Source organism: Tahibacter soli, assembly GCF_025717065.2.
GTDB classification, from domain to species: domain Bacteria; phylum Pseudomonadota; class Gammaproteobacteria; order Xanthomonadales; family Rhodanobacteraceae; genus Tahibacter; species Tahibacter soli.
The window spans coordinates 103,425-115,309 of the sequence record NZ_JAOVZO020000015.1 but is presented as its reverse complement, the minus strand read 5'-3'; the positions used below and the strand labels follow the sequence as shown (position 1 = coordinate 115,309).

At 68.8% G+C, this 11,885-nt stretch carries 9 protein-coding genes; 4 read left to right on the top strand and 5 right to left on the bottom strand.

The genetic code is table 11. From position 1 onward, the window contains the following. Window positions 1–103 precede the first annotated feature (103 nt). Window positions 104–730: a TetR/AcrR family transcriptional regulator gene (locus OD750_RS10710; protein WP_263544704.1), complete on the bottom strand. Its 627-nt coding sequence runs from the start codon at window positions 728–730 to the stop codon at window positions 104–106. Between the two features lie 156 nt (window positions 731–886). Between OD750_RS10710 and OD750_RS10705 the strand changes: the two genes are divergently transcribed. After that, window positions 887–2,074 carry an MFS transporter gene (locus OD750_RS10705; protein WP_263544703.1) on the top strand — a complete coding sequence of 396 codons (1,188 nt, stop codon included), beginning with the start codon at window positions 887–889 and terminating at the stop codon, window positions 2,072–2,074. Beyond that, the gene (locus OD750_RS10700) at window positions 2,071–2,604 is read left to right on the top strand and encodes a DUF4166 domain-containing protein (RefSeq protein ID WP_263544702.1); all 534 of its coding nucleotides are present in this window, start codon (window positions 2,071–2,073) and stop codon (window positions 2,602–2,604) included. Before OD750_RS10705 ends, OD750_RS10700 begins: the two co-directional genes overlap by 4 nt. On the opposite strand, the gene OD750_RS10695 is transcribed toward OD750_RS10700, so the two are convergent. Beyond that, on the bottom strand, window positions 2,595–3,002 hold the full coding sequence (locus OD750_RS10695; RefSeq protein ID WP_263544701.1) for a hypothetical protein: 408 nt from the start codon (window positions 3,000–3,002) through the stop codon (window positions 2,595–2,597). The two genes, OD750_RS10700 and OD750_RS10695, sit on opposite strands and share 10 nt — an antisense overlap. Window positions 3,003–3,110: 108 nt before the next feature. Between OD750_RS10695 and OD750_RS10690 the strand changes: the two genes are divergently transcribed. Beyond that, window positions 3,111–3,923, top strand: coding sequence for an MmyB family transcriptional regulator (locus OD750_RS10690; protein ID WP_263544700.1), 813 nt, complete (start codon window positions 3,111–3,113; stop codon window positions 3,921–3,923). A 24-nt stretch (window positions 3,924–3,947) separates the two neighbouring features. Here OD750_RS10690 and OD750_RS10685 read toward each other — a convergent pair whose 3' ends face one another. Beyond that, window positions 3,948–5,504 carry a hypothetical protein gene (locus OD750_RS10685; protein ID WP_263544699.1) on the bottom strand — a complete coding sequence of 519 codons (1,557 nt, stop codon included), beginning with the start codon at window positions 5,502–5,504 and terminating at the stop codon, window positions 3,948–3,950. A gap of 125 nt (window positions 5,505–5,629) precedes the next feature. Here OD750_RS10685 and trxC point away from each other — a divergent pair, with 125 nt between their 5' ends. Next, window positions 5,630–6,076, top strand: a complete 447-nt coding sequence (trxC, locus tag OD750_RS10680) for a thioredoxin TrxC (RefSeq protein ID WP_263544698.1) — start codon at window positions 5,630–5,632, stop codon at window positions 6,074–6,076. 9 nt (window positions 6,077–6,085) lie between these two features. Here trxC and OD750_RS10675 read toward each other — a convergent pair whose 3' ends face one another. Then, window positions 6,086–7,861, bottom strand: a complete 1,776-nt coding sequence (locus tag OD750_RS10675; protein WP_263544697.1) for a CocE/NonD family hydrolase — start codon at window positions 7,859–7,861, stop codon at window positions 6,086–6,088. Between the two features lie 419 nt (window positions 7,862–8,280). Beyond that, window positions 8,281–11,751: a methylmalonyl-CoA mutase family protein gene (locus tag OD750_RS10670; RefSeq protein ID WP_263544696.1), complete on the bottom strand. Its 3,471-nt coding sequence runs from the start codon at window positions 11,749–11,751 to the stop codon at window positions 8,281–8,283. Between the last annotated feature and the right edge of the window lie 134 nt (window positions 11,752–11,885).

Below are 11,885 nucleotides of genomic sequence, written 5' to 3'. Positions count from 1 at the left end.
GGCGCGGGTGTTGCGGTACGACGTTGGACCCAGCGCCGCGAAGTGTAGCGCAAACTTTCAACAAGCCGACAATGCGACGAATGCCGCACGCGGTTGGAACGATTCAACGCGACGTCGACGGCACCGCCAGGTACGCGAGCACGACGTCGACGATCGCGCCTTCGAGCGCGCCGCGCCGGCGTCGCCGCGGCGGTTCGAGCACCGCCGCATGCACGAGCGCGTGCACCGTGTGCGCGACGGCCCATGCCGCGAGTTCGCGATCGGCGACGCGCACTTCGCCCGCATGCCGCCGCAGCAGGCGCCGCACTTCGCGATAGATGTCGAATCCCGTGTCGGGCGCCGACGTGCGCTCGTCGAACGACGCGTACTCGTGCTCGAGCACGCGGTGCAGCTCCGGCTCGTCCGCGTGTGCCGCGAGCATGCCGCGCACGACCGCGGCCACGGCCTCGCGCAGCGTCGCATGCGCGCCGTCGGCGAGCGCATCGCCGATCACGCGGTGCATCGCGCGGCCGTGGCGGTCGTGCAGCGCGACGATCAGCGCCTCCTTGTTCGGAAAGTACTGGTACAGCGAGCCGACGCTGACGCCGGCCACCTCGGCGACGCGGTTCGTCGTGAACGCGCGCGACCCTTCGCGCTCCAGAACGCGAGCCGCGGCGACGAGTATCGCCTCGACGGTGGCCTGCGAGCGCGCCTGGCGCGGCTGTTTTCTTGCATCGACGCGCTTGTCCACGGCGGCTCCGGAATGCGAGTGGTGAATGCGAGCTTTCGCTCATAAACTGGCGATATGCGAGCGAATGCTCGCTTCCCTTCCACGACTTCGCAAGTCCCGCTTTCGCGACCGGCCGCGCCGTTCGCGCGGACGCGGCTTGCCCACGACAAGGCCATCATGAACGCCACTCCGCTTTCTCCCGAACGGGACGCCGGTCTCGCCGCGCTCGTTCCGCTGTGCATCGCCGTATTCCTGGGTTTCTCCGCCATCGGCGTCGCGCTCGGCGCGCTGCCGCGCTACGTGCACGACACGCTCGGCTACGGCGACGTCGTCGTCGCGCTCGCGATCGCCGCGCAGTCGCTCGCGACGCTCGCCACGCGCCGCGCCGCCGGCCGCGCCGCCGATACGCGCGGCGGCCGCCGCACGATGCTGGTCGGCCTTTCGATCTGCGCCGCGGCGGGTCTCGTGCTGCTCGCCGCGACGCTGCCGGCGTCGGCGGCCGGCAGGCTCGCCGTGCTCGTGATCGCGCGCCTCGTGCTCGGCGTCGGCGAAAGCTACGTCATGACCGGCGGCCTCGGCTGGGGCATGCGCCGCTTCGGGCCGGCGCGCGCGGGCCGCGTGATGGTCTGGTGCGGCGTCGCGATGTACGCGGCGTTCGCGGCCGGCGCGCCGCTCGGCGCGTGGCTGCTCGGCCACGGATTCGCCGCCGTCGCAGCAGCGTCGGTCGCGCTGCCGCTCGCCGCGCTCGCGGTCGCGGCGACGCTCGCGACCGTGGCGCCGGCCGGCGGCGAACGGCTGCCGTTCTCGCGGGTCGTCGGGCTCGTCGCGCGCTGCGGCACCGGCCTTGCGCTCGCGAGCGTCGCGTTCGCGGCGACGGCGACGTTCGTCACGCTGCTGTTCGCCGCGCGCGGCTGGCAGCATGCGGGCTGGTCGCTGACGCTGTTCGGCGCGGGCTACGTCGGCCTGCGCCTCGTCGGCTCGGCCTGGCCCGACCGCTACGGCGGCGCGCGCGTCGCGCTCGTCTGCCTCGGCGTCGAAGCGCTCGGCCAGCTGCTCGTCTGGTCGGCGCCCGACGCGACCTTCGCGCACATCGGCGCGGTGCTGACCGGCGCCGGCTTCTCGCTCGTGTTTCCGGCGTTCGGCGTTGAGGCGATGCGACGCGTGCCGCCGGCGAGCCGCGCGTCGGCGATGGGCGCGTACGTCGCGTTCTTCGACATCGCGCTGATCGCCGGCAGTCCGCTCGCCGGCCTCGCCGCGGCGCGCTGGGGCTATGCGTCGGCGTTTCTCGTCGGCGCGGCGGCGGCGGCGGCTTCCGCGTTCGTCGCCGCGAGTCTGCTGCGGAAACCGGCGATACTTGCCGCATGAATGAAACGTCCGTCACGCGCTGGTTCGGCGCAGGCTTCGAAGGCCTGCACCCGCTACTGCAGCAGCTGCATCGCGACGGCGGCGTGCTGCAGGGCGCGATCGATCTCGACGTACGCCCCGCGGGCCGCCGGCTCGCGCGGCGACTGGGCCTGCCCGTCGACCGCACGCGCTGCGACTTCGCGGTCGACATCCGGCACGAGCGCGACGCACTCGTCTGGACCCGCCGTTTCGACACCGGGCAGACGATGCGTTCCGTCTTCGTGCCGCACGGCCGCTGGCCCGACGGGTACTGGACCGAAACCGCCGGCCCGTTCGCGCTGCGCCTCGCCGTCGACGTCGTCGACGGCGGCTGGCACTGGCGCTGCGTCGGCGCGCGCGCGTTCGGTATCGTCGTCCCTTTGTGGCTGATGCCGCAAACGCGCGCGTTCAAGCGGATCGAGGACGGCCGCTACCGCTTCGAGGTCGCGATCGCGCAGCGGCCGTTCGGAGACCTGCTGCGCTACGGCGGCCTGCTCGACGCTCACGCCTGAACCGGCAGACGGCGCAGGCCGATCGCTTCGAGTTCGGCGAGCACCGCGACGAACGCGGCCTGCATCAGCACGAAGGCGACGCCGAGCGTGGTCGGATGCGTCCAGCCGACGAACAGCACCGCGACGCTTTCGACCACCCACAGCGCGTTGATCGCGACGACCGCCCACACCGCGGCACGCGGCATCGCGGCGCGGCGTGCGAGCCAGGCAACGAATGCCGCGAACGGCAGCAGGATCGCCGCGGCACCCTGCAGCAGCGCGACCGGCAATCCGAGCACGCCCGATAGCGGCGCCGCGGCGGCGAGAAGCAGCGCGCCCATGCCGGCGCACGACACCGCGTCGACGAGCAGCACGCGGCGCAGGAACTGCGGATGATTGAAGAGGTTGGCGAGGTTCATGGTCGACTCCGTCGTTGAGATTCGACGCCATCGTCCGCCCGCGCCGGCCGCGCCTCAATTACCCGTGAGGTAATGGGACGGCGCCGCGCGCTGCGCTATCGTCGCCCCATGAACACGAAGCCCCACGTCGGAACCCTGCTGCGGCAATGGCGCCAGCGCCGCCGCCTGAGCCAGCTCGATCTCGCCTGCCTCGCCGACACGTCGTCGCGCCACGTGAGCTTTCTCGAAACGGGACGCTCGCGGCCGAGCCGCGCGATGCTGATCAATCTCGCCGACCGGCTCGACGTGCCGCTGCGCGAACGCAACGCGCTCCTGATCGCCGCCGGCCTCGCGCCGTCGTACGCGGAGCGCAGCCTCGACGATCCGGCGATGGCGCAGGCGCGCGCCGCGATCGATCTCGTGCTGACCGGCCACGAACCGTATCCGGCGCTCGCGGTCGACCGCCATTGGCACCTCGTCGCGGCCAATCGCATGATGGCGCCGATGCTCGCGCACGCGTCGCAGGCGCTGCTGACACCACCGGTCAACGTGCTGCGCGTGAGTCTGCATCCCGACGGCGTCGCCGACCGCATCGTCAACTATCACGAGTGGCGCGCGCACATCCTGCATCGCCTGCGCCATCAGGCCGACGCGACGGCCGACACGGCACTCGACGACCTGTATCGCGAACTGGCGGCTTATCCCGCGCCGGCCGGCGCGCAGCCGGCGGACGCCGCGTCGCTGCCGCAGACGGCAAGCGTCGTCGTGCCGCTGCGCCTTGCGAGCGCCGCCGGCGAGCTGTCGCTGATCGGCACGACGACCGTGTTCGGCACGCCGATGGACGTCACGCTCGCCGAGCTTGCGATCGAATCGTTCTTTCCGGCCGACGCGGACACGGCACAGCGGCTGCGCGGGCTCGCCGCGCAGCACGGAATCGGATGATTCGCTGAAGAATCGCGCGATCGTTCAAGGGCACGCGATCGTCGCGCCGGCGTTCGTCGCGCAGGCGACCTCGGTGCGCAGCGGCTCGGTCGACGTGTATTCGAACGTCGCGCCGTTCGGCCCGTTCGTGTTGACGTACAGCGTCGCGGCGAAGCCGATCATCGGCAGGCCGCGCAACGCCGGCCCTTCGACGCCCGCCGGCAGCACCGCCGGGGTCGTGCCGCTCGTGCCCGACGGCGTCGGGTCCGGCAGTCCCAGGCGCAGCCGCGTCGTGCCGCCGGTCGCGGTCTCGCGCTCGTCGATCAGCTCGAACACCCATTTGTACGGAATCACCGCGGAACCTCGGTAGGTGTCCGGCACGTCGTGATAGCGCGAGAACGCGACGACCTCGACCGCGTTGCACAGTGCGCGCGTGCCGCGCGCCGGATACGGCTCGAACAGGATGTTCGGATCGACGGCCTCGGGCCGCGGCGGCAGCGAGGGCCGGACGAGATACGTCGTGCGCGGCGCGATCGCGTGCTGGTCGCGGTCGCGCACGTCGGCGTCGTAGTACGAGCATGGCTGACGGCGCCACATCGCCGAATGCGCGCGCGCCGCGAACGGTTCGCGCGCGACGCCGTTGTCGTTGTTCGCGCCCGCGACGTAGAAGCGCCGCGTCGGCATCGCGAGTACCCAGTCGGTCTTCGCGCCGGCCGAGGGGTCGACGACGAAATCGCCGTGGACCGCGTCGGTCATCAGCACGGCCGACACCGCGTCGATCGCGCGATCGCGCGGATATTTCACGCTGAAGCGCCGGCCGTTCGCATCGACGCTCGCCTCGACCGGATCGTTCGCGTTCGCGCTCGTGCGCCCGTGCGAGAGGTCGGCGAGCGGCCGATCGCCGAGCGGCACGACCGAGAAACCGTCGATCGCCGTCGCGGCGCCCGAGGTCACGCGGCCCGTCGCCGCGTTGACGAGCGCGAAGCTGCCGTAGAGCTTTCCGCCCGGCGCGTCGAGCGACGCCGCGAGATCGGCCGTGTCGACGCCCGCGCACGACGGCACGCCGGCGCCCTGCGACGTCACTGCCGTCTCGAGCGCCGAGCCGGCCTTGATCTCGCCGAGCTCGATCGCTTCGATCGCGCCGGTGCCGACGCGTCCCTGATCCCAACCGGGCGGATCGACCGCGTTGACGCGCGAGAACACCCAGTAGCGCCGGCCGTCCGGCAGCACACGTACGTCGGCAACCGTGACCGGCACCGCGCAGCCGCGATCGTTTGCGATCAGGTTCGGCCCGTCGACCGGGAACACCGGAAGCCCGAACGCGGTGCCGTTCCAGGCGTCGCGCGGTCCGAGAAACAGCCGCAGCGTCAGCGTTTCGGCACCTTCGGCGCCTTCGCGAAACGTCAGTTGCACGACCTTCGCGCGGTCGGAAGTGTTGACGAGCGTGACGAGCGTCGAGAGGCTGCCGGAGTTGTAGGCCGAATAGAACGGATACAGCAGCACCTGCCCGAGGCCGCGCGGATTGAGCGACATCGCGGCGTTGGTCGCGCCGATCGGCGCGAGCGCCAGCGCGGCGAACGCGACTTTTCCAAAAAGGTTCATGGCAGCTTCCATCGTTGCGCGCCCAGACTTGCGCTCATGGACGAGCGCGCGCGGCGAAACCCCCAACTTGCGCCCGCCGCGCGCGCCCCAATCTGGCAACGATTCCTATCACACCCGCAGCGACGATGAGCACGACAATCGATATCCCCTGCCCGCACTGCACGACGCTCAACCGCCTGCCGCGCGAACGCCTCGCCGACGCACCGTCGTGCGGCCGCTGCCACAAGGCGCTGTTCGAGGCGCATCCGGTCGAGCTGACCGACGCGACGTTCGCCGCCCTCGCGCAGCGCGGCGACGTGCCGGTGCTCGTCGACTTCTGGGCGCCGTGGTGCGGCCCGTGCCTCGCGTTCGCGCCGGTGTACGCCGACGCCGCGCGACGCTACGAGCCGCAGCTGCGGCTCGCCAAGCTCGATACCGACGCCAACCCGCAGACGTCGCGGCAGTTCAACATCCGCAGCATTCCGACGCTGGCGCTGATCCACCGCGGTCGCGAAATCGCGCGGCAGTCCGGCGCGCTCGACGCCGGCAGCCTGCAGCGCTGGATCGCGCAGGCGACGAGCGGCCTGCGCTGACAGCGGGGCTCAACGCGGCACGGGCCGGGCCATCGGCAGATACAGCGCGCTCGGCCGTTCGGCGTCGTGGTGCAGCGTCACGGTCACGGTTCGCGCGTCCTTGCCCGACTCGGCCGATACCACGCCGCCGCTGTTGTAGTTGTGCTCGAACAGCTTGCGCGGCGTCGGTCCTATCACGAGACGCAGCCGGCTGCCTTTTTCCAGGCGCCGCGCGACGAACATGAACTCGTCGAAATCGTACGGCTCGATCGCGCCGGGCACGACGGGCCGTGCGACACGCAGGCTCTCGCGATAGCGCGCGCGCATCAGGTCGAAACCGAGCATCACGTTCGAGCCGTCCGGCCGCACCTCGTACAGCCATGCCATCAGATCGGTGTCGGGCTGGTCGAGCGAGAGCCAAACCTTGAGGCGAGGTCTGCCGGCGATCTCGGTCGCCTCGGTCAGCGGCGCGCCGTGATAGATCAGCATCTGTTTGCCGTACGCCTGCATCGGCAGCCCGTGCTGCGTGACGAACTGGAAGTCGTACATCGGATCTTCCGGCGGCGTCGCGAGCGGATCGTAGACGTAGGCGTCGGGCGTCTGCGGCGTAGGGGGCCGATCGCGCTCGAGCCGTCCCGAGCGGAAAATGTCGTTCGCCTCGCCGCGATCCGACGCGAGATAGTACGGACGCTCTTCGGCGGTGACGGCTTCGAGCGTGTCGGCGTAGCGCCACTCTTCCGCGCCGGCGCCGAGCACGTAGTACGCGACGCGCTTCTTCAGGAATTCCGGTTTTGGACCGCCCTTGAGCGTGTAGTCGTACCACGCCTTGTTCAGCGCGTTGAGATCGAGAAGGCCGGCCGCGCCGATCGCGAGATTGCCGATCTTCGCCCGCGGCGTGCGCGTGCCGGCGTGGTCCCACGGTCCGAGCACGAGATAGTGCTTCGCCTTCGCCGCTTCCGACGCGTGCAGCATGTGCATGCGATAGAACTCGAGCGCGCCGGGCGTGAGGATGTCGTACTGGCCGACGATCGACAGGATCGGCAGGTCCATTGCGGCGAAGTCGCGCGGCGCCGGCCCGTGCTTGTCCCAGTAGGCGTCGCGCATCGGGTGCTTCACCCAATCCTTGAAGATCGGGTTCGGATTGCCGAGATCGGCGTCGAGGCCGTCGTACGGCCGGTTCTGCGCGACCCACTCGGTCATCTTCGCGTCCCAGTAGGCAAGGTCGCCGAACACGTCGTCCTGCGCGGTCTTGCCGCTCGTGAGCGTCAGCCACTTCGGGTTGTACGTGAGAAAGATGCCGCTGTTGGACGGAAAGTCGTAGCCGGGCCACGGCGCCGCGGCCGGAACGATGCCGCGCAGCGCCGGCAGCCGCCATTTCGCCGCGAGCCACTGGTTGTAGCCGGCGTACGAGCCGCCCCACATGCTGACCTTGCCGCCGCAGTAAGGTTGGCGACCGAGCCATTCGACGACGTCGCGCACGTCGTCGACTTCCTGCGCGAGCGGCGTGAACCGGCCCTCGGAATTGCCGCGGCCGCGCACGTCGATCGTCAGGAACGTGTAGCCGTTCTTCGAGAAATACTGACCGCGGTCGTGATACGTCTGCGAGACGTACGGCGTCAGCGTGAACACGCACGCGGCGATCTTCGTGTCCGGCGCGGGCCGGTACAGCGTGGCGTTAAGTTTCACGCCGTCGCGCAGCGGGATCTTCACGCCCCATTGCCAGCCGGCGGTGGCGCTTTGCATCGGCGCGGCGACGGCGGCGCCGGCACAGACGGCGGCGAGCAGCGGTAACGCGGAACGGATCATTCGCTTCCCCTTCGATCGCGGCATCGCGGCGATGCCGGTGCGGTCGAGGGTTGCGCGAAGCGTGTGCGGAGGCGTCCGCGCCAGTCGGCCCGGACGTTCGGTCGGGCGGGATGGGACGCGGCGAAAACCGAAACTCGATGCCATCGTGCGCGCCGCCCCCTCTTCCCAACCTTCTCCCCCAACGTGGTTGGGGGAGAAGGAGCCGAGGATTCAGGCGCTACGCCGCTTGAGCCCTCTCCTCCAAGCTTGCTTGGGGGAGAGGGTCGGCCGCTCGTGCGCATCCTGCGCCCGCGGCATTAGTACATCCATGTACGTCAGGTGAGGGGGCGGCGCCGAAACCTTCGTTGCCGCGAAGGCGACGCCACATCTTCGAATCCAGATCGACATGCCGAACTCGATTGGAAACTCGCGTCGATGTTTTACATATTCCGCCGATACTCCCCGCCCACGTCGTACAGCGCGTGGCTGATCTGCCCGAGCGAGTTGTACTTCACCGCCTCGATCAGGCTCGCGAAGATGTTGCGGCGTTCGCGCGCGGTCGCCTGCAGGTTGGCGAGCGCGCCCGCGCCGTCGCCGGCATAGCCGTTGCGGTTGTCCTGGTACGCCTGCACGTTCGCGATCTGCTGGTTCTTTTCTTCTTCGGTCGAGCGGATCAGCTCGATCGTCGTCGCGATCTCGCCGCCGTGGTCCTTCGGCAGGAACGTGTTGACGCCGATCAGCGGCAGGCTGCCGTCGTGCTTCTTGTGTTCGTAGTACAGGCTTTCTTCCTGGATCTTCGAGCGCTGGTACATCGTGTCCATCGCGCCGAGCACGCCGCCGCGTTCGCTGATCGCCTCGAACTCCTTGTACACCGCCTCTTCGACGATGTCGGTCAGCTTGTCGAGCACGAAGCTGCCCTGCCACGGGTTCTCGTTGAAGTTGAGGCCGAGCTCGCGGTTGATGATGAGCTGGATCGCGACCGCGCGGCGCACCGACTCCTCGGTCGGCGTCGTGATGGCCTCGTCGTACGCGTTCGTGTGCAGCGAGTTGCAGTTGTCGAACAGCGCGTACAGCGCCTGCAGCGTCGTGCGGATGTCGTTGAACTGGATTTCCTGCGCGTGCAGCGAACGGCCCGACGTCTGGATGTGGTACTTCATCATCTGGCTGCGCGGGCTCGCGTCGTAGCGCTCGCGCATCGCGCGCGCCCAGATGCGCCGCGCGACGCGGCCGATCACGCTGTACTCCGGATCCATGCCGTTAGAGAAGAAGAACGACAGGTTCGGCGCGAAGTCGTCGATGTGCATGCCGCGCGCGAGGTAGTACTCGACGATCGTGAAGCCGTTCGACAGCGTGAACGCGAGCTGCGAAATCGGGTTCGCGCCGGCCTCGGCGATGTGATAGCCCGAGATCGACACCGAGTAGAAATTGCGCACCTTCTGGTCGACGAAATACTGCTGGATGTCGCCCATCATGCGCAGCGCGAATTCGGTCGAGAAGATGCAGGTGTTCTGCGCCTGGTCTTCTTTCAGAATGTCGGCCTGCACCGTGCCGCGCACCGTCGCGAGCGTTTCGGCCTTGATCTTCGCGTAGGTTTCCGCGTCGACCACCTGATCGCCGGTGAGGCCGAGCAGACCCAGGCCGAGGCCGTCGTTGCCTTCCGGCATCATGCCCGAATAGCTCGGGCGGCGACGGTCCTTGAAGAGATCGAGAATCTTCTCGTGCGCGGCGTCCCAGCGCGCGCCGTCGGCGCGCAGGTACTTTTCCACCTGCTGATCGATCGCGGTGTTCATGAACATCGCAAGGATGATCGGCGCGGGACCGTTGATCGTCATCGACACCGACGTCGACGGCGCGCACAGGTCGAAGCCCGAATACAGCTTCTTCATGTCGTCGAGCGTCGCGATCGACACGCCGGAGTTGCCGATCTTGCCGTAGATGTCCGGGCGCACGGCCGGGTCTTCGCCGTACAGCGTGACCGAGTCGAACGCCGTCGACAGACGCGCGGCCTTCTGCCCGACCGACAGATAGTGGAAGCGGCGGTTCGTGCGTTCCGGCGTGCCTTCGCCGGCGAACATGCGGATCGGATCCTCGCCGGTGCGGCGATACGGATACACGCCGCCGGTGTACGGATAGTCGCCGGGCAGATTTTCCTTCATCAGGAATTTCAGCAGGTCGCCCCAGTCGCGCAGCTGCGGCGGCGACACCTTTGGAATCTTCTGGTGCGACAGCGATTCGACGTAGTTCTCGACGCGGATCTTCTTGCCGCGCACTTCGTATTCGTTGACCTCGTCGGTGACCGACTTGTAGCGCGCCGGCCACTCGCGCAGCAGAGTTATCGCCTCGGCCGACAGTTCCTTCACCGCCGCGTTGTAGCGCTGGCGCAGCACGATGAGCGAACGGTCGCCGTTCGCCGACGCGCCGACGTCGGCCGGCGCGTACAGGTCGAGCTCGCGCGGCAGCGACGGATCGTCGAGCTCCGTCAGTGCCTGAAAATAACTCTGCGCTTTCGACGCGGCGTCAGCTTCGACGTCGATCTGCGTATTGACGCCGCGGCCGCCTTCGGCGATCTCGGCGAGATAGCGCACGCGCGGGCCCGGAATCAGCACCGTCGCGCGCGGCTCCTTGAGCGAGGTGTCGATCGTCGGCGTCCAGCGCTCGGCCGGCAGCTTGAGCTTGTCGCGCAGAAGGCGGCACAGGTTCGCGAACATCCACGACACGCCCGGGTCGTTGAACTGGCTCGCGATCGTCGGATATGCGGGCACCTCGTCGTCTTTCAGCTGGAACGCGACGCGATTGCGCTTCCACTGCTTCTTGACGTCGCGCAGCGCGTCTTCGGCGCCGCGCTTGTCGAACTTGTTGAGCACGATGAGCTCGGCGAAATCGAGCATGTCGATCTTTTCGAGCTGGCTCGCCGCGCCGTAGTCGCTCGTCATCACGTACATCGGAAAATCGACGAGATCGACGATTTCCGAATCGCTCTGGCCGATGCCGGCCGTTTCGACGATGACGAGGTCGTAGCCGAGCGATTTCAGGAACGCGATGCAGTCCTTGAGCACGACGTTAGTGGCGACGTGCTGGCGGCGCGTGGCCATCGAGCGCATGTAGACGCGCGGGCTGCGCAGCGAATTCATGCGGATGCGATCGCCGAGCAGCGCGCCGCCGGAGCGGCGGCGCGTCGGATCGACCGCGAGCACCGCGATGCGCATGTCGGGAAAAGACTGTAAAAACCGCAACAGCAGTTCGTCGACGACCGACGACTTGCCGGCGCCGCCGGTGCCGGTGACGCCGACGACGGGAATCTTCGCGCCGGCGAGCTGCCATTCCTTGCGCAGACGCGCAAGGTCGCTCTCGTCGAGCATGCCCTCTTCGATCGCGGTGAGGAAACGGCCGACCGAGATGTCGTCGTCGATGTTCGCGGCGTTGCCGGCCGCGCGCGCGGCGGCGGCGGCGCGTGCGCGGCGGATCACGTCCTCGATCATCGCGACGAGGCCCATGTGCATGCCGTCGTTCGGGTGATAGATGCGCTCGACGCCGTAGGCCTGCAGTTCGGCGATTTCCTCGGGCGTGATCGTGCCGCCGCCGCCGCCGAACACGCGGATGTGCGGCGCGCCGCGCTCCTTCAACATGTCGACCATGTACTTGAAGTACTCGACGTGGCCGCCCTGGTACGACGACAGCGCGATGGCGTCGGCGTCTTCCTGCAGCGCGGCGCGCACGACGTCCTCGACCGAGCGGTTGTGCCCGAGATGGATGACTTCGGCGCCCTGCGCCTGGATCAGACGGCGCATGATGTTGATCGCGGCGTCGTGGCCGTCGAACAGGCTCGCGGCCGTGACGAAGCGCAGCGGACCGGGCTCTGCCGACAGATCGGCGGCGGACAGGTCGGCGGTGATCTTGGCGGGAGTGCTCATCGAAAGGCCCGTGCGGTGCGGCGTTGGGACCGCCATTGTACCCGTCCCCAAACCCGCGCTCGCCGAATGATGTCCGGACAAGCGAGGGGTCGTCCGGTCGGCTCGGACGCGATCATCGACTATCATCGGCGATC

What these genes read in the sequence shown, in the direction of transcription:
- OD750_RS10670 (WP_263544696.1), bottom strand. Translation starts at nt 11,751, where the DNA reads ATGAGCACTCCCGCCAAGATCACCGCCGACCTGTCCGCCGCCGATCTG.
- OD750_RS10675 (WP_263544697.1), bottom strand. Translation starts at nt 7,861, where the DNA reads ATGATCCGTTCCGCGTTACCGCTGCTCGCCGCCGTCTGTGCCGGCGCC.
- OD750_RS10700 (WP_263544702.1), top strand. Translation starts at nt 2,071, where the DNA reads ATGAATGAAACGTCCGTCACGCGCTGGTTCGGCGCAGGCTTCGAAGGC.
- trxC (WP_263544698.1), top strand. Translation starts at nt 5,630, where the DNA reads ATGAGCACGACAATCGATATCCCCTGCCCGCACTGCACGACGCTCAAC.
- OD750_RS10705 (WP_263544703.1), top strand. Translation starts at nt 887, where the DNA reads ATGAACGCCACTCCGCTTTCTCCCGAACGGGACGCCGGTCTCGCCGCG.
- OD750_RS10690 (WP_263544700.1), top strand. Translation starts at nt 3,111, where the DNA reads ATGAACACGAAGCCCCACGTCGGAACCCTGCTGCGGCAATGGCGCCAG.
- OD750_RS10695 (WP_263544701.1), bottom strand. Translation starts at nt 3,002, where the DNA reads ATGAACCTCGCCAACCTCTTCAATCATCCGCAGTTCCTGCGCCGCGTG.
- OD750_RS10685 (WP_263544699.1), bottom strand. Translation starts at nt 5,504, where the DNA reads ATGAACCTTTTTGGAAAAGTCGCGTTCGCCGCGCTGGCGCTCGCGCCG.